Source organism: Azospirillum sp. A1-3 (genome assembly GCF_023806445.1).
In the GTDB taxonomy this organism is placed as follows: Bacteria; Pseudomonadota; Alphaproteobacteria; order Azospirillales; family Azospirillaceae; genus Azospirillum.
Genome location: NZ_JAMSLU010000009.1, coordinates 32,642 through 49,335 on the forward strand (window position 1 = coordinate 32,642; position 16,694 = coordinate 49,335).

At 63.1% G+C, this 16,694-nt stretch carries 10 protein-coding genes; 2 read left to right on the top strand and 8 right to left on the bottom strand.

What is annotated here, in order from left to right; all coding sequences use genetic code 11:
* Positions 1-47: 47 nt before the first annotated feature.
* The 4 genes from M5E06_RS35320 to M5E06_RS35335 form a co-directional block, all read right to left on the bottom strand.
* Positions 48-2,894, bottom strand: coding sequence for a bifunctional diguanylate cyclase/phosphodiesterase (locus M5E06_RS35320; RefSeq protein WP_252142254.1), 2,847 nt, complete (start codon positions 2,892-2,894; stop codon positions 48-50).
* A gap of 417 nt (positions 2,895-3,311) precedes the next feature.
* Positions 3,312-5,492: a methyl-accepting chemotaxis protein gene (locus tag M5E06_RS35325; protein WP_252142255.1), complete on the bottom strand. Its 2,181-nt coding sequence runs from the start codon at positions 5,490-5,492 to the stop codon at positions 3,312-3,314.
* 417 nt (positions 5,493-5,909) lie between these two features.
* Positions 5,910-6,695: a Crp/Fnr family transcriptional regulator gene (locus tag M5E06_RS35330; RefSeq protein ID WP_136701296.1), complete on the bottom strand. Its 786-nt coding sequence runs from the start codon at positions 6,693-6,695 to the stop codon at positions 5,910-5,912.
* 496 nt (positions 6,696-7,191) lie between these two features.
* Entirely contained in the window at positions 7,192-8,943 is a 1,752-nt protein-coding gene (locus tag M5E06_RS35335) for a sensor histidine kinase (RefSeq protein ID WP_169054762.1), read from the bottom strand.
* A 565-nt stretch (positions 8,944-9,508) separates the two neighbouring features.
* Between M5E06_RS35335 and M5E06_RS36015 the strand changes: the two genes are divergently transcribed.
* The gene (locus M5E06_RS36015; RefSeq protein WP_353654392.1) at positions 9,509-10,606 is read left to right on the top strand and encodes a tyrosine-type recombinase/integrase; all 1,098 of its coding nucleotides are present in this window, start codon (positions 9,509-9,511) and stop codon (positions 10,604-10,606) included.
* A 198-nt stretch (positions 10,607-10,804) separates the two neighbouring features.
* Here M5E06_RS36015 and M5E06_RS35345 read toward each other — a convergent pair whose 3' ends face one another.
* The 3 genes from M5E06_RS35345 to istA form a co-directional block, all read right to left on the bottom strand.
* Positions 10,805-11,035: a hypothetical protein gene (locus M5E06_RS35345; RefSeq protein WP_252142256.1), complete on the bottom strand. Its 231-nt coding sequence runs from the start codon at positions 11,033-11,035 to the stop codon at positions 10,805-10,807.
* 686 nt (positions 11,036-11,721) lie between these two features.
* Complete coding sequence (istB, locus tag M5E06_RS35350) at positions 11,722-12,474, bottom strand: IS21-like element helper ATPase IstB (RefSeq protein ID WP_252142257.1); 753 nt, start codon at positions 12,472-12,474, stop codon at positions 11,722-11,724.
* Between the two features lie 9 nt (positions 12,475-12,483).
* A complete protein-coding gene (gene istA, locus M5E06_RS35355) occupies positions 12,484-14,031 on the bottom strand; it encodes an IS21 family transposase (RefSeq protein ID WP_502802037.1) in 1,548 nt (515 codons plus the stop codon).
* Here istA and M5E06_RS35360 point away from each other — a divergent pair.
* Positions 14,009-16,033 (top strand): GGDEF domain-containing protein, encoded by a 2,025-nt coding sequence (locus M5E06_RS35360; protein WP_252142259.1) that lies wholly within the window; start codon positions 14,009-14,011, stop codon positions 16,031-16,033. The genes istA and M5E06_RS35360 overlap by 23 nt on opposite strands.
* Positions 16,034-16,151: 118 nt before the next feature.
* Here the strand turns inward: M5E06_RS35360 and M5E06_RS35365 are convergent, their stop codons facing one another.
* Entirely contained in the window at positions 16,152-16,550 is a 399-nt protein-coding gene (locus M5E06_RS35365) for a hypothetical protein (protein WP_252142260.1), read from the bottom strand.
* Positions 16,551-16,694 lie beyond the last annotated feature (144 nt).

Here is a 16,694-nt window from a genome sequence, read left to right on the forward strand (position 1 = left end):
TTTCCACCACGCCCATGGACGTTACCTCAAAAAAACGATGTAAGCCGTCATCCCATCTGGCCGTGATTGGGCGCTGATCCACAGTGAGTCGGCTTGACACATTCCGGTCCGGAGTGGGCTCGCAGCCAATCGGCAAACTCCACCGCCGGCAGTGGCGGAGCGATCCCGAAACCTTGCCCTAGGTCACAGCCCAGTTTCAGCAGCATCTCCACATGCTTCGGCCCCTCGACACCCTCGGCAATGACCCGGCGGCCAAATGCCTGGGCCAAGCTGATCACAGCCCGAACGATCGTCAGGCTGTCCGACTGGTACGGCATGTCGATAACGAACGATTTATCAATTTTCAGCACATCGAACGGTAGGCGCCGGAGGTAGTTCAGCGACGAATATCCCGTCCCAAAATCGTCTATGGCAAACGGCACCCCGAGGTCCCGACAGGTGTAGATGATTGTGCCGACCGCCTCGACATCCTCCAGCGCCGCCGTCTCAAGGATCTCAATCTCTAGGCTCCCAGCCGGCAGTTCCGGCCAGCGGGAAAGCCGATCCCGGACCTTGGTTATAAAGTGGGGATCTTGGAGTTGGCGGGCGGCAACGTTGACGCTCACCGTGACATCCAAACCTTGGCGACGCCAAACCACCATCTGGCGCAGCGCTTCCTCCATGACCCAATCGCCAAGGATGATGATCAGGTCCGAGTTTTCCAGATCCGGCAGGAAATCGTCCGGGATCAGCAACCCTCGTTCCGGATGCTTCCAGCGGATTAGTGCCTCCGCTCCTGCGAACCGGTTCTGCCGCAGATCCAGTTTGGGTTGATAGAACAGCTCAAACTCACCAGCCTCCAGGCCCGTCTGAACCCGCTTGAGCTTGGCACGGGTTTCGCTGACACGGAGATCGTCGGTGACGTCGAAGATGTGACAGCGGTTCCGGCCGGCCTGCTTGGCCAGGTACATGGCTTGATCAGCATGACGCAACAACACGCCGGCGTCGCTGCTGTCCTGCGGAAATAACGTCAGGCCGATCGACGCCGAAATGGTGACCGGCTGCCCCCGGATCTCAAACGGCCGGGCGACGGCATCTAGGGCGCGTTCGGCCGCCCGCTGGCCGTCGACCACTGTTTCGAGCCCCGGCAGCAACGATACGAACTCGTCGCCGCCTACCCGACACACGGTGTCGCCGGGGCGGAAACACTGCCTGAGCCGATCGGCGACGGCCGCCAGCAGCATGTCTCCGGCATCATGGCCCAGGGTGTCGTTGACCGGCTTGAATCCGTCGAGATCGAGATACGCGATCGCCAGAAGCTTGCCAATGTTCCGTGCCCGCTCGACCTCTTGTTGCAATCGCTCCGTCAGCAGAAGCCGGTTCGGCAAACCGGTCAAGGCGTCGTAGTAAGCCATGCGGCTGAGCCGTTCCTGATGGACCCGCACAAGGGAGAGGTCGGAAAGAAAGTCGATGCCGTCACCAGCCGGCTCGTCCGCTTGGCCAGCATCGGTGTCGGCTACCCGAGGAACCAGCCGCTCGATGATCTCTGTCCGCAGCCGATTGAGGAGGAGCTGCTGGTTGTAGCGCCGCGCCGTGAAGTAGTTCCTGAAAGTGGAGTAATAGGCTGGAAAAAGATCGACGCAGGGATCGGCCATTCGGGCGCCGCCGGCGGTTTGGAAGAAGACAGCCGCGGTGAGGGTCTGGTTGACATTGATGCCGAACAACTCGCCGAAACTGGAACAGCCAGCGGCTGGAATGCCGTCGAACACGCGCAGGCGATCCGGATCCGCGGCGATGGCCGAACGGCGCTGAATGCAGTCGTTCAACAGGATGCCAACGGGCGGCGGTTTGCCCTGTAGGAAGGCCGCCCAGTCGGCTTCCGTCTGCTGGACGGGATCAGTTCTTTCCAAAGAATGCAGCTCATCGCCCGCCGCGAGATCACAGAAGAATGTTACTGTGTTGGCGTCGTCGTCGATATCGGCGACCGAGCGCACGAAAATTTCACCTTCCAGTTCAATGCCGACAGCATGGTGATTTAGCGTGGCCCGGAGATTTTGCGGATCGCAGCCGAGCAGCCGCGCCAGGCCGTCAACGGCCGGCAGGATCTCCAGGGTCCGGGGGTCGATGAACTGTGTGACGGAACAACCGGTAATGTCGGTGGCCGCCACGACCATGCCCGAGCCACCTTTCTTCCTGACGTTCTGGGTTCTGAAGACCCCGTAAGCCGCACCAGCAGCGAGTTTGATGAAGATGATGAGCGCATCACTGGTCGGTAGTTCGCTACCGCCGTCTGACAAACGGCTGGTGTCCACAGCGGCGGCCGAGCCGCCAACAAACGGGCAGAGAAACCGGTTAACCCGGTAGACGGCTTCCATGAGCGAGCTCTCCGCTCCGGACAGACTATCGATGAAGGTCAGGGCGAGCGTGTCGCGGGCGTCCAGCGGGAACGGTACGGTGACCGACGACAGCGTATCGGCGATCCGATCGGTACGCCGCTCCGGAACGCCGGCCGGACCGAGCGGGACACGGACGATGTGGAACTGTGCGACCATGTCACGGGAAAACGCCTGGAGGACGATGCCGCCGGGACTGTCTTCGGGCGACAGATGCAGTCCGCCTTCCGGTCGGGAGCACAGGCAACCGCCACCGGACACCAGCACGGTTGCGGTATCGCCGGCCACAGTGCCGCGCATTTCACGAGCGACAGCCGCGATATTCATGCCAGGCGGCACGAAAGCGAGGATAAGGGAGAGATCGGCGCCATCGGGGGCAAGAGCGGCCGTGAGGGTGGCACCCAATGATCCGGAGTGGGCCACCGCCGTCCGCACGGGAGGCTGTCGGCGCAACATCGCAGAATACCCGTTCTCGGCGGTCGGGACCATTCCGTCGGGCTTGGCCCGATGTGACACGGACATGGACATCTCTCCCGCTGATTTTGCGCCAATTTGCCGGTATTGCGGTTTAAGCACTCTTAACAGTCCTGCCAATACCTCGGAGCGAAGCCAATGGATCTACGCACTAAAATCAATGTGCTGGAGGGCTTTCGCCCAAACAGGTTGTGCTCTGGCGGCATCAAGGAACGCCAGGCATTGGGACAGTCTCACTGTCGCCAAACTCGCATCTGCGTTCTCTGTAATGGAGCCGCTGGCCATGTACCGTGGAAACGACCGGAAGCGTGGCGCGCCAGCGGTCGGTCACGTTCCGACCACTGCCGCAACCACGCTCTTGATGAGACCACTTTACATCACGGAGGGCATCTGCTGCCTCCAGATGACTGTCAGTCATCAAACCTAGAGAGTTGGCGAGGCACCCTAATATCACGGTTGATGGCGCTAAGCCGCGCGGACCTGTGACAGGAAACCAGTCACCACCGAGCGCAGGCGTCCCGCTTCATCGCCAAGCTGGGCGGAGACGGTCAACACCTGCCCGGCGGACTCGCTGGCCTCCGCCGCTGCCTGCCTAACGCCTTCAATATTCGACGTAACCTCCTGAGTGCCGTTGGCAGCTTGTTGGACATTGCGCGCGATCTCCAGTGTTGCCGCGTTCTGCTCCTCCACTGCAGCAGCAATCGTGGTGGCAATGTCATTGATCTGGGCAATGATCGTGCCGACGCTCTTGATTACCGCCGTGGTTTCACCAGTCACCCGCTGCATGTCGTTCACCTGACCAGCAATCTCCTCGGTCGCCTTGGCGGTCTGGTTGGCAAGGTTCTTCACCTCTCCGGCAACCACCGCAAAGCCCTTTCCCGCCTCTCCTGCCCGAGCTGCCTCGATGGTCGCATTCAGGGCGAGCAGGTTGGTTTGCGCGGCAATGGACTGGATGAGCTGCACCACCGTCCCAATCTTCAGCGCCGCTTCGTTCAGCCCCAATACCTGTCCGTTCGCCTGCTGGGCGGCAGCGACGGCATCGCGGGCGATGTCTGCCGAGCGGTTGACCTGTTGCCCAATCTCGCGAATGGACCCGGACAGTTCCTCCGTCGCGGCGGCAACGGTCTGGACATTCACATTGGCCTCTTCGGAGGCAGACGCAACCACCACCGCCTGCTGGCTGGTCTGGGTTGCGGTGCTGGTCATGCTCTGGGCGGTGGTGCCCATCGCACGGGCGGCGCCGTCCACCCCTTCGACCACGCTCATGACTTGCCCTTCCAGATCGTCGGCAAGCCGCAGCATGCTCGTACGACGCTCCTCCTCTGCCCGTTTCTGGTCCTCGGCCCGTTGGGCGTTCATGCGGGTAAGGTCGGCCAGCATCTTGCGCAGCGCATCGGCCAGAACGCCAACCTCATCCACCTGCCGAACGGCGAGCTCCTGATCGAAGCGGCCGGCGGCGATTCCCTCGGCAAAGCCGACACAGGCGCGGATCGGCCGGGCAACGCCACGGGCCATGCCCCACATGACCCCGACCGCCGCAATCGCCACCAGCACGGCAATGCCGACCTGCCATAGCACGCTGGAGTTTGCGCGCTGGTCCAGCGCAGCACCAAGAGTGACGCTATCCGCCAGCACAACGCTTTGCGGCACCTGGATCAGCACCGCCCACGGCTTACCGGTCTGGCCCAGGGTAATAGGGGCAAACGTCCGCAGCATCTTCGACCGATCGTCGATCTCCACCTTCGACTGCCCGCTCTTCACCACGGCGATGTCCTGCTCCCAGCCGGTGTTGAGCTTGGAGAGCGGCTGGCCGATAAGTTCAGGGCGTGCGCTGTGGGCAACGATCAGGCCCATGTTGGACACGATCACCACTTCATTGCGCCCATCGAAGATCGACTTGCTAACCTGGGTGGTCAGCTTCTGCACAAAGTCGAGGTCGAAGTCGGAGCCGGCAACACCTTGGAACTTGCCGTCAACCACGATCGGAACCGATAGTGTGGCAAGAAAGACCTGTTTTCCTTGCACGATGTATGGCAGAGGATCGAGAACGCTCTCCTTACCGGTTTCCTTCGGACCGATGTACCAGCCGCCCTTCATGACACCGTTCGGGTGCAGGTCGCGGCTGTCATACTCTACCAGAGGCTGCATGGCGATCCGACCGTTTTGATCGCGGTTCCAGTAGGGGATGAACCGGCCTGTTGCGTCGGTGCCGGTATCGCGTCTATTGCGGAACTGCTCGTCGTGCCCATCCACAGCATTCGGTTCCCAAGCTGTGTAGGTGCCATTGAACAGGGTGTTGTTGCTCAAGACGTTCAACAGCATCGCGTTCAATGCCTCACGCCGATGTTCGATCGGCACTGCACCGGAATTCTTCTGATCCACCATGGTGGCAAAACCGTGCGCCATCGTGCGAGCGGCATTGAGGGCGGTTTCGAACTCAGACCGGATCAAGCCGGCCTGGGTTGAGGCAAGGTTCTGAATGGCCTCCTTCGACTTCTTTTCGAGGATGTCCGATACGTTCTGCCCGACGAAGCCGTTGGTTGCATTGGTTGAGGCAATGCCAAAGCCGACCATAACGATAATCGTTCCCGCCACACAGAATCCAGCGAGGGAGGCGATCTTCAGCTGAAGTGACTTGATTTGCACTCTATTCGTCCTCTTCTTCGCAGGAAGCAAGGTGGTGGGCGCGAGCGCGTCAAGAAGTCACTTTAGAATGACATTTGCGGGTAAGCGCACCACTAGCGGATCAGCATCCATAAAGTTCTCAAGCAGCACAATTAGGGTTTCCCATGCGACAAACATACGCAGGTATGCCGTCTGATCATTGCGGAATGATCGGCTACTTTCTTGCTTAGTTTCTGTTCAAGAAGAAGTTGAATCAGATGAATCTCTTGTGATTCAAAGTTGCCTGTGGATCGGCGCCCAAGCTCGGCCAGCATCTAAATCTGTCAACCGTATTGATTTTTTGAGGGAAATTTGCTGACAGGTAACCTTTTATCGGCGCCACTGCTGGACCACTCTGCAGTGGGGTTCCTCCATTAAAGTCAATGATGTGAACCGCCATCACTCCGCCGTAGCCAGTTCGCCAAATGCGTCGAGGTCGTTGATGCGAATATGAGCCGACTGGATGCGGGTGATCAGCCCCTTGGTCTCCAGAGAGCGCAGAACACGAGAGACCGTTTCCGGACGCAGGCCAAGATAGCCACTCATGTCAAGTTTCTTCATGGGCAGAAACACCACCGGACGGGTTCGGCCGTCCTTTGGGGCACGGTGGGCAAGGCCCAGCAAGAAGGTGCAGACCCGCTCAGTCGCATTCTTGCAGCCGAGCATCAGGATTTGGTCCTGTGCCGCGGAGAGTTCGGTTGACAGCATCGAGAGCAGGCGCCTCTGGAGGCGGGGATTGCGGTCGACCAAGGCATGGAGACCACGGCGGGTTATGGCGCACACGGTCGATGGCCCCACTGCTTCGGCGGTATAGACATAGCACGCGCTGAATGCCAAACCGACGACCTCGCCGGGCGTGACGAAACCGGTAATTTGCTCACGGCCATCCGGCAACGTCTTGTAAATTTTCAGCATGCCGGACAGGAGCGTGAAGACCGTGTCTGCGGCTTGGCCCTCAATGGTCACCGTCTCTCCCGCGTTTAACGCCTTGATGCGAGAGATAGCCGCCAAGTCCGGCAATTCGCTAACTGGCAGGGCGGAACACAGAACGTTGTTTCGCACCGCACAATGAAGGCAGCGGGACGCCGCCTGAACTCGAAGATATGGCCCAGTGCTCGAAAGGAAGCCTTTTAGATCATCGCTGCATCCTCCTGTATGCTCATTGGCCTCATTGGGCAGCGGCATGCTCTGATCCTCCCTCACGCCTATGGGTATGACCCTTTAGAATTGATACGTTAGGACCAATCCTGGACACTAACAACGCCCCTGCGGAGCATTGCTATGCAAACAGGAAAATTACGCATGGAACTTTGTCTTCTTCGAACTGAGCTGCGTTGCCACGATTACGGTTTGAGCACAAAAGATTCATAAAATTATATAGGTAAATACATAGTGTTGGAGATTAATATCTGGCCATTTTTATAAATGGCGGCATGCATTGAGATGACGGGGGAGTTTTCCCAGGCAATCTCCGCTGCAAGAGTGATTGCTTGTGGATCGGCGTCCACGCTCGGCTAGTATCTGAAGCTGGCTGCCTTGTTGATCTCATGAGATAAAGTCTCTGTCAGGTGACCTTTCATCGGCGTCGATGCAGGGCCACTCTGCGGTGGAATTTCTCTATCAAGATCAACAATGTAAGCCATCCTCCCATCTGGCCGTGATTGGGCGCCGATCCACAGACTCAGATAAGAAGCATCACTCGCAGCTGGGTTCCGGGGCCAACCGTCCATTGTGGTTCCCCGCCAACCTGTTCGGCAAGCATGGCGATCAGCTGAAGACCGGAGGCCCGTGTTTGCCCCTCCGGAATGCCAATGCCGTTGTCGGCTAGGGTGAGACAGACGGACCCCGGATGTGGCACGTTCAGATCGAGCGTGATCGTCCCTGCTCCTTCGGGGAAGGCATGCTTGGTGCTGTTGGTGACGAACTCGTTGGCGATCAGACCGAGCGACACCGCCGTGTTATGGTCGACGTAGACCTCACAGACGCTTGCCCTGAGGGTGACCTCCCCGGCAATGCTCCGCCCATACAAGGCGACTGCATTTGTGCAGAGCTCTCGCAGGTATCCGCCCAATTCGACCGTCCCAACTCGGCTGGTCTCGTAGAGGCGGCTGTGGATGAGGCGCAGCGCCTCGACACGGCCTTGCAGTTCACCAAGGATGCGGTGGGTCTCAGCCCCATTGGACTGGCCGCTCTCCAAAGCGATCAGGCTCAGGATTGCCTGGAGGTCGTTCTTCACCCGATGTTGAAGCTCTCGCATCGCCGTCAGGCGCTCTTCCTCCGCACGTCGCAGATGGGCATCGGTGGTCTGCATCGACTCGTACACCGAGGCCAGTTCCGCGAGATCGATACCGGGTGACGGCGGCAACTTCGCCCCCGGCTCCCGCATAGCGTCCACCACCCGCGCCAACCCCACGACAGCCTGGGATAGCCGACGTGCGTAGACCAGCACCAGGAGCGACGCGAACCCGAGCGCCAGGACGCATACCGTCGCCGCCAACATCAACGAACGGCGCATCGGGGCTTCGAACACCTTGGCAGGAGCGGCAAAGGCAACGGTCCACCCTGAGACGTGCGAGCGTGCAAAAGCCAGCGACAGCGGTTCTCCTTCCAGCGCTGGGCCTGACGCGTGGCCCTCTGGTGCCGTTCGAATGGCCTCCCGAACCCAGTCGGGAGCCAGTTTCCCGACGGAGCTTTCGGCGGCGCGAGTGCGAGCAACGACGACGCCGTCCCGGTCGATGATCCCGGCCACCCAGCCGGACGGGACCCGTTGCTCGTGCAGGAGTGCCTCCCACTTGGTCGCCGTGACGGCGGCACCGAGCACATATTGTCGCCCGTCTGGCCCGCGGGCCGGTACGAACACCACCGCGACCGGGGCACGGGCAATCGGCCCGTACAAGAGGTTAGACACCTGCGGCTGGCCTGTGAGCAGTGCCGTGTTTATCCAGGGGATGACAGCGTCCGTTCCGGCTGCGGGAGCCCCGTAGGAAATAGCGGTGGTGAAAAGGATCTTGCCCGTATCATCACGCAAAATCACGTGCGACCAATAGGGATGATTGGTCATGACGTCCTGGGCGATGCGGTGCAGCCGTTCGGGGTCGGCATTCTCCTTCATGGTCGACACGAGGCTTTGCAGGGCGGCCGTGGTGACAAGAAGCTGCTGGTCGAGGGCGGCAGCGATGGCCTGGACGGTCCGGCCCATCTCCGCCTCGGCTAGCCGCCGCTGGGATGTCATGTTCCATGCCAACAGGCCCAGTGTGATCAGGGCCATCGATGCCAAGGCCGCGACCACGACGCGGAGAAGATGGCCACGGATGTTTTGCCGCGGTGACGAACCCAAGGGCGGTTGCGCCTTGGAAGAGGCTGACGCGCTCATCGGAACCGCCCCATCTTGGTTGAGCGATGCACCAGCAACCTCGCTGCTGCCCTTCGTCATAGAAGCCGTCATCTTACCAGAAGAGCTCATAAGACTTTATCAATGAATTGAAGCGCAAAGAATTTGTTTTTGATCAAGGGGCATGACGATTAGTACGTCTCCACCCTCGCGCAAATCGGGTATCCTTTGAGCGTTAGTCTTCGATGCCGGCCATTGAATTTTGGCGCACAGTTTGTGAATCGCCGCCGCCTCGAGACCCCTATCAGGGGTCACGCGATAGGACGGACGAAATTATACGCCGCCATTATCAACCAAGGACAGCTACGGCGGAGCGGATGCTGAGCCCGCCATCCTTGGTCCGCCGGAGTTAGTGCCCGACAGCATAACGGAAGACGGCCGGAAATTGAGGCTGGGGCCGCAAGGGGCCAGAGGGGTTGGAACACCATCCGCCCCTTTCGGCTTCGGCGTTCGGCTTGCCCGACCATACTCCCGCCCACCGTCCATCCCCCCCCTGTCGCCCCAACGACCGCCGATAAGGGTCTCTTGTCGGCGATCGTCGGCTTGACGCCGCCGGCGCCCTCGGCGACCCTGGCGCCCCCGCTCCCCCCTGCTTGAGACGCCGCCCGTGCCGCTTCCCGCTCCGCTGTCCCCGGGCACCACCCCGGCACCGGCGATCGCCCTCGATGCCGACGCCGCCGAGCGGCTACGCCGGCTGCGCGCCCAGGCCACCGCCGCCAACACCGCCCGGGCCCAGCGCAGCGACACCCGCTACCTCACTGCCTGGGCCGAGCGGCGGCTCGGCCTCGACCTGACCGATCCGGCGACCCTGCCGCTGCCGGCCGAGGCGGTGGTGACCTTCGTCCTCGACCATGTCGACCTGACCGGCGACGGCATCAGCCTGCCGGCCGCCGTCGACGAGGCCCTGGTCGCCGCCGGCGTGAAGCGCCGGCTGGGTCCGCTCGGCCTGGCCACCACCGAACGGCGGCTCGCCACCTTGGCGGCGCTGCACCGCGCCCGCGCGGTGCCCAGCCCAACCCTGCATCCCGGGGTGCGCGACCTGCTGCGCCAGGCCCGCCGCGCCCTGGCCGCCCGCGGCATCACCCCCCGGGCCAAGCGCGCCGCCACCCGCGACGAGGTGCTCGGGCCGATGCTCGATGCCCTGCCGGACGACGCCCGCGGCCTGCGCGACCGTGCCATCCTCGCCGTCGCCTTCGCCAGCGGCGGCCGCCGGCGCTCCGAGCTGGTGGCGCTGCGCCTCGCCGACGTCACCGCGGCCGGGCGCGACTTCACCCTGCGCATCCGCCGCTCCAAGACCGACCAGCAGGGCGCCGGCACCGACGTGCCGGTGAAGCGCGCCGCCGCCGACGCGCTGCGCCGCTGGCTGCGGCTGCTCGCCGACCAGGGCATCAGCGACGGTCCGCTGTTCCGCGAGCTGTCGCGGCGCGGCCGGGTGGTGCGGCGCCGGGGCGCGGAGGACGGGGCGAAGCCGCTGGACGGCCGGGTGGTGGCCGAGGTGGTGAAGCGCGCCGCCCGGGCCGCCGGCCTGGATCCGGCCGCCTACGCCGCGCATTCGCTGCGCTCCGGCTTCCTCACCACCGGCGGGCGCGACGGCATCCCGCTCGACCTGCTGATGCAGCTCTCCGGCCACAAGAGCCACCGCATCGCCGCCCGCTATTTCCAGGCCGGCGCCGTCCACCAGAACCCGGCCGCCAACCTGCTATAGATGAAAGGGAGAACAACGACTGCAAAGCAGACGGCCAGAGTTACCGTCAAGAAAAAGGCCGCCACCAAATAGGTGCGGCCTTTCAGGTTTCGGTTCGGGGAGGATGAGAACCTGAGGTCACCATAGGGCGGTCCCCGTTAATGACCTGTGAACGGCGCCACACGTCTGGCTCTCTACTCCCTTTTTGCAAGATTTTGATCAGAACAGCGGGAGCTGGATGCGCCCACCATCGTCCGTGTGGGCTTTCGCGGCACGCACCGCAGCATCCTGAGCGCCGGTCATCGTCCGGGCACTTCCAGAGCGGACCGGCTCTCCAGCAACGGTGACGGTCCAGCTCCACAGATCCGGCCCGCGCCAGACCACCGCCAGATCGCACCCGTGCATCCGCGTCACCGCGTGCCGTGTCGTCCAGGTCGTTGTCGTTGGCATGCCGGCCCTCCACAAGCTCCGGCTTGCTGTACCACAGGACGACGGTGGCCAGTAAGCCTGTCATGTGGAAGCGGTCATCTGAGCAAATGCCCGTTTGATCTTTTACGCTCTTGACCATTTGAGTGTCGCTAAACTGAAGGGCTCAAATGTTCGGGATGCGCAAACACGGTGTGAACGCCGGCTGCCCCGCGCTGACCAAGGTTGGCTTTGCCGGCTTCAGCCCGGCCAAGCCAGGTTTCAACCTCCAGGGGCTGGCTGCGCGGCGGTCGTCCACAAGATGTTGATCGGAGGCGCCCCAACAGCTGTTGCATAACTTCCACTGCCGCGCGAAAGCAAGCCGAACCAGGGGCTTGGCCGGGCACAACCGGCGCGGCGAACAGATTATATGCAGATTCCGATGAAGCCGGCCGGGTATTCCGATTTGAAAGCGGCCACTGTTCCGAACTGAAGCCGGCCAGCGTTCCGAAGGAAAGCGGCCGGGGTGGCGTATCCCCGCGAGGCATTTTTCGTGTCGCATGAGCATGGCGTCGGGTCAAGCCGCCATGATCATGTCGAGGTGGAGGGCGTCCCCGGAATCCACAGGAGGGCCCCGGGCAAGCCGGTCGCGAGCGCGCCTCATCACGCTGGAGAGCGGCCGGCTTGCCTGGGAGGTGCCTGTGGAGCTCCGGGGGCGCCCGGCGGTCTCGTCACTCTCCGTCGGACAGGGCTGGCTGGCGTCGCGGCTTGCGCATTGAGTCTCCGGTGAGGTCGATGCGGTAGGCGTTGTGAAGAATGCGGTCCAAGATCGCGTCCCCGAGAGTCGGATCCCCAATGAGTTCGTGCCAGCGGTCCGTGGGGATTTGGCTGGTGATCAGCAGAGAGCCGGCGTTGTAGCGGTCCTCTACGATCTCGAGCAGGTCGCGGCGCTGCTCTGCGTTCAGCGGCTCTGGTCCCCAGTCGTCCAAGATGAGAAGTCGCACGCGGGCGAAGCCACGCATCAGGCGGGCGTAACGGCCGTCGCCATGTGCCAGGGCCAGGGTCTCGAACAGCCGGGGCATCCGCTGGTAGAGTACCGATAGGTTTTCGCGGCAGGCACGGTGGCCAAGCGCGCAGGCCAGCCAGGATTTGCCGATGCCGGTCGGCCCGGTGATGATCACGTTCTGGTGGTCGTGGATCCATCGGCAGGTCGCCAGCTTCTGGAACAGCGCGCGGTCCAGCCCACGCGGCGCCCGGAAATCAACATCCTCGATCACGGCGGGATGGCGCAGCCGGGCGCTCTTGGCGCGCGCTTCGAAACGTTTCTGCCGCCGCAGCGTCACCTCGTGATCGAGCAGCACACCCAGCCATTCCTCATGGCTGAGCGTGCCGGCCTCGCGGTTGGCCTGCATCTCGCGCAGCGCCTTGGCCATGCCGTGCAGCCCCAGGTCGCTGAGCTGGTCGAAGGTGGGATGGGAAAGCATGGTGGGCTCCTAATGAAAGTACCGCGAGCCGCGGATGTTGGCGTGGTCCAGCGCCGGCGCCTCAGGGCGGGCGGTGGAGCGAACCCGGTCCAGGTTGTTGCGTAGGATCGAGGCGATGCTGTCGGCAGTGGTGGCGCCGATCTCCAGCGCCCGGGCACTCACCGCCTCAGCGCGGGCCCGGTTGGGGCCGCGAAACAGCTTCAGCACGCCACGGCAGGTGCGGAAGCCCTGTTCCGGGTGCGGCCGGCTGGCGAGGATGGCGCGGATCAACGCCACAGTATTGGGGCCAAGGTCGCCGGCGTCCCGCTCGAAACGCTCGGGGCTCCACTCGGCGTAGCGGCGGTGTGCTGCCGGCATGTGCTCGGGCACGGTGCTGTGGCGCTCGCCGCCGTGCCGGCGGGCATGGGCGGCGATCCGTTGGCCGCGGTGAAAGAACTCCACCGTGGTGGCGGTGAGGCGTGCGTCGATCTGTTGGCGGATCAGCGCCGCCGGTACCGAGTAGTAGAAGCCGGCGACCTCGACATGGTAGTCGGGGCCGACGCGCACGAGCTTCCACTCCGCGTATTCGTAGGGCGTGTCGGGTAGCGGCCGCAGCGCCGGCCGATCGAGCTGTTCGAACAGCTCCCTGCGGCTGAGCCCAAGGCGACGCTGGGGTCGTGTGTTGAGGTCTTCCAGCACCCGGTCGATCGCGCCATTGGCTTCGGCCAGGGAGAAGAACGGCAGATTGCGCAGCCGGCCGAGGATGAAGTATTGGGCAATGCGCACACCGGCTTCCACCTTGGCCTTGTCACGCGGGCGACGCGGACGCGCCGGCAGGATGCCGACGCTGTAGGCGTGCGCCATGTGGGCATAACTGCGGTTGAGCTCCGGGTCGTAAAAGGAAGCCTTGAGGACGCCGCTTTTCAGGTTGTCCGGCACGATCAGGCGCGGGCAGCCCTGAAACGCTTCCAGCATGCGGACATGCGCCCCGATCCAGTCGGGCAGCGTCTGCGTCCAGGTCGCCTCGGCGTAGGTGTAGTTGGAGGCGCCCAGCACGGCGATGAAGAGCTGGGCGGGCCGCACGGCGCCGGTGGCGGGATCGCGGATGGGCAGCGTCTTGCCGGAGTAGTCGACGAAGACCTTGTCGCCGGCCAGGTGGGGCTGACGCATGCTGGGGGCGAGCCGCGCCTCGAACTCCCGGTACAACTCGCAGAAGCGGCTGTAGCCGTAGCCGTCGGGATGAGCGGCGCGGTACTCCTCCCACAGGATCATCAGCGTGACGCCCGGGCGTTTGAGTTCGCGGTGCATAGCCGCCCAGTCGGGTTCCGGACGCCGGCGGGCGCCGGGGCGAATGTTCGGACGGGCGAACAGCCGCTCCTCCAGCTCGGCATCGCTGAGGTCGGGGGGCAGTGGCCAGGACAGGCCTGCGACATGGGCGCGCTCCAGGTACTCCGCCACGGTGCTACGCGCGACACCGAGCTGGGCTGCGATCTGGCGATCGCTGGTCGGCAGCAGGCTGCCGAACTTCAGGCGAAACAATTCACGGATTTGCCGCATGGAAAGCCTCAAGGCTGGCATCCGCTCCTCCTGTCGGTTGGATCAGGAGGCGGTGCTTGATGGAAGCTCTCCTCGCAGGGAAGACACCATCATCATGCCGACGATGATGCCGGCCGCCTTCACGGTGGAAGGGTGGCCGGCTTCATGTCGGAACGGTGGCCGCCTTCAAATCGGAATGCCGGCCGGCTTGCGATCGGAACACTGGCCGCTTTGGCGTCGGAAACCGTGGCCGCTTTCAGTCGGAATCTGCAGATTATATGGAAAACGAGCCTATGCAACCGGAAGCGAGGGGGGAAGGTCACTTTTGGAGGGGGCGCGCATGGTCACGCCAAGACGAAGAGCGGCCAGACCCATTCTGATCTGCGCCTCCAATTCTGCGATGCATCTTGCGATGATTGAAAGAGCCCATCAGGGTTCTCCCACGCATAACATGACCTTTCGCTCTGGTATGTTCCTTGCTGGAAACTTGAATATCCTGGTTTCCCGCAGTTGCGGCGGAGTTGTCATGTCCCGTCACCACAGTGCCCTGGTTGCCGCCGCATTGGCTTTGATTGTGGTCGTTGCCATGACGGGCCATGTCGTCTGGCGGGATCGGCAGACCACCATCGCACAGATGGAAGCGCTCGCCGCCGACATGGCCAAGGTCGTCGAATCCCACGTCCTGCACACCGCGAAGGGGGCCGACATCGCCCTGCGCCAAGCCGCCGGGGTGGTCCATGAAGCCGGCAGTTTAGACGCCGTGCGGACCACGCCCTACTGGTATCGACTGCGTGATGCGCTCGCTAATATGGACGGCGGCGATACTCTGTGGCTGTTCGATGCCAAGGGCAATGGCGTGGCCGGGACTGGCCATCAGCAGGACCGGCCGATCAACATCGCCGATCGTCGCCATTTCCGGGAAGTGATGGCCGGCTCTGACTTCGTGATCGGCCCAGCGCTGCGCAGCCGTCTGGACAACCGCATCCTCTTCACCATCTCGCGGCCGATCCGTGACTGGACCGGCGATGTCATTGGCGTTGCGAGCGCCGGGATGAAGACGGAATGGCTGGTCAACTTCTATGCTCTGATGTCCTTCGGCCTCGACACGACGGTCACAATCTTCCGCACCGATGGCGAGATCGTCGCCCGGCATCCGGATCTTGCCACCCATCTCGGCAAAAACAACCGGACCGGCCCGCTCTTCCAGGAGCAGCTTCCCCGGTCACCGACCGGCGTCTATTGGTCACAATCCGTGCTGGACGGCAAAGAGCGAATTGCGGCCTACCGGTCGATCCCTGACTTGAACCTCGTTGTCTACACGGGGATCGAAGTCGACTCGGCTTTCGCCGCATGGCGGATCCGCTCCCTTTGGTTCGTGGCCGAAGTGACAGTGACCACGACCCTCGTCCTGCTCCTTCTCCTGTGGGGAGTGCGCATGATCCGCAAAGAAAGCCTTGTTCAGCTGCGCATGCTCGAAGCCGTGAGCGTCGCGCAACAACTGGACGCCGAACTCCATCAAGCCCGGCGCGACCCACTGACCGGATTGCCCGCCCGCGGCCTGTTCCTGGAAATGGCTGAGAGGATGCGATTGAGCGCCAGCCGGACGAGATCGCTCCTCGCCTTTCTCTACATCGACCTCGATGGCTTCAAGGCGGTGAACGATCAGCATGGCCACGATCAAGGCGACAAGGTCTTGATGCTGGTCGCCGACATCATGCGACGGTCGACCCGCGACGGCGATCTGATCGGCCGGCTTGGCGGCGATGAGTTCGTTGTTTGCCTGGCCGGACACGGTCCCGATGCCCGGACGATCGCCACCAGTGTCGCCGCCCGTATCATCAAGGAGGTTCGCGAGTTGGATTTGGGGGTCGGGTGCAGCATAGGAATCGTGCTTGCCGCAGGCGAATGTGACGACTTGGCCTGCTCTCTACGCTTGGCGGACGCCGCGATGTATCGGGCCAAGAGCGCGGGAAAAGGAGCATGGTCCATCCATGAGCCGGCTCAGGAACCATGCCTATCCTGTACTGCCCAATCCGTCGCCTGACCGCACAAACCCCTTCTCGATTGTCGATGTTCCCACCGTTCAACCACCCCGCGGCCGCGGAAAGCAGACTCCGGGCGTTATGACAAGCCGGCTCTACGAGATGGTGGAGTACACGTTCTCACCGTGTTCCCACATCCCGGACAATCTGGTCACTTTCGTGTAGTGACCCCAGCTCGGTGCCGCAGTGGGGCGGCAGCGGGCCGGCGACCGGCAGTTCCCGGGCCAACACCTTGTAGCGGGCGAGCTCGGGGTCGCCGGCGATGTAGACCGGAATGCAGCCGCCAAAGCCGAAGTCGGCGCGGATGAGGGTGAGCAGGCGGTCGAGGTCGCGGTAGGTGCGGTCGCCGCGGTCGTTCCAGGTGCGCAGGGGCAGGAAATCGCGGCGCCAGCTCGCCCGCAGATAGGCCAGATGCTCAACGGCGCCGCCGACGCATTTGGAGACGATGAGAACGTTGCGGATGTGGCCGCCCTCCTGGAGGGCTTGCCTGATCTCGCCTTCCTGCAGCCCGTTTGCCAAGCCCCGCCTCCGCCGTTCCCCCCGATCTCCGACAAACAGGGCGGTGCGGTCCGGCCGGCAACCACCGGCCGGCGCCGGGGTCCGTCCCGCCTGCCGCCACTGCTTTTAGCAGCCCAAGCGCAGCCGGAGCGAGTGGGCATTGCG

What these genes read in the sequence shown, in the direction of transcription:
- M5E06_RS35320 (WP_252142254.1), bottom strand. Translation starts at nt 2,894, where the DNA reads ATGTCCGTGTCACATCGGGCCAAGCCCGACGGAATGGTCCCGACCGCC.
- M5E06_RS35330 (WP_136701296.1), bottom strand. Translation starts at nt 6,695, where the DNA reads ATGCCGCTGCCCAATGAGGCCAATGAGCATACAGGAGGATGCAGCGAT.
- M5E06_RS35335 (WP_169054762.1), bottom strand. Translation starts at nt 8,943, where the DNA reads ATGACGAAGGGCAGCAGCGAGGTTGCTGGTGCATCGCTCAACCAAGAT.
- M5E06_RS35345 (WP_252142256.1), bottom strand. Translation starts at nt 11,035, where the DNA reads ATGCCAACGACAACGACCTGGACGACACGGCACGCGGTGACGCGGATG.
- istB (WP_252142257.1), bottom strand. Translation starts at nt 12,474, where the DNA reads ATGCTTTCCCATCCCACCTTCGACCAGCTCAGCGACCTGGGGCTGCAC.
- M5E06_RS35360 (WP_252142259.1), top strand. Translation starts at nt 14,009, where the DNA reads ATGGAAAGCCTCAAGGCTGGCATCCGCTCCTCCTGTCGGTTGGATCAG.
- istA (WP_502802037.1), bottom strand. Translation starts at nt 14,031, where the DNA reads ATGCCAGCCTTGAGGCTTTCCATGCGGCAAATCCGTGAATTGTTTCGC.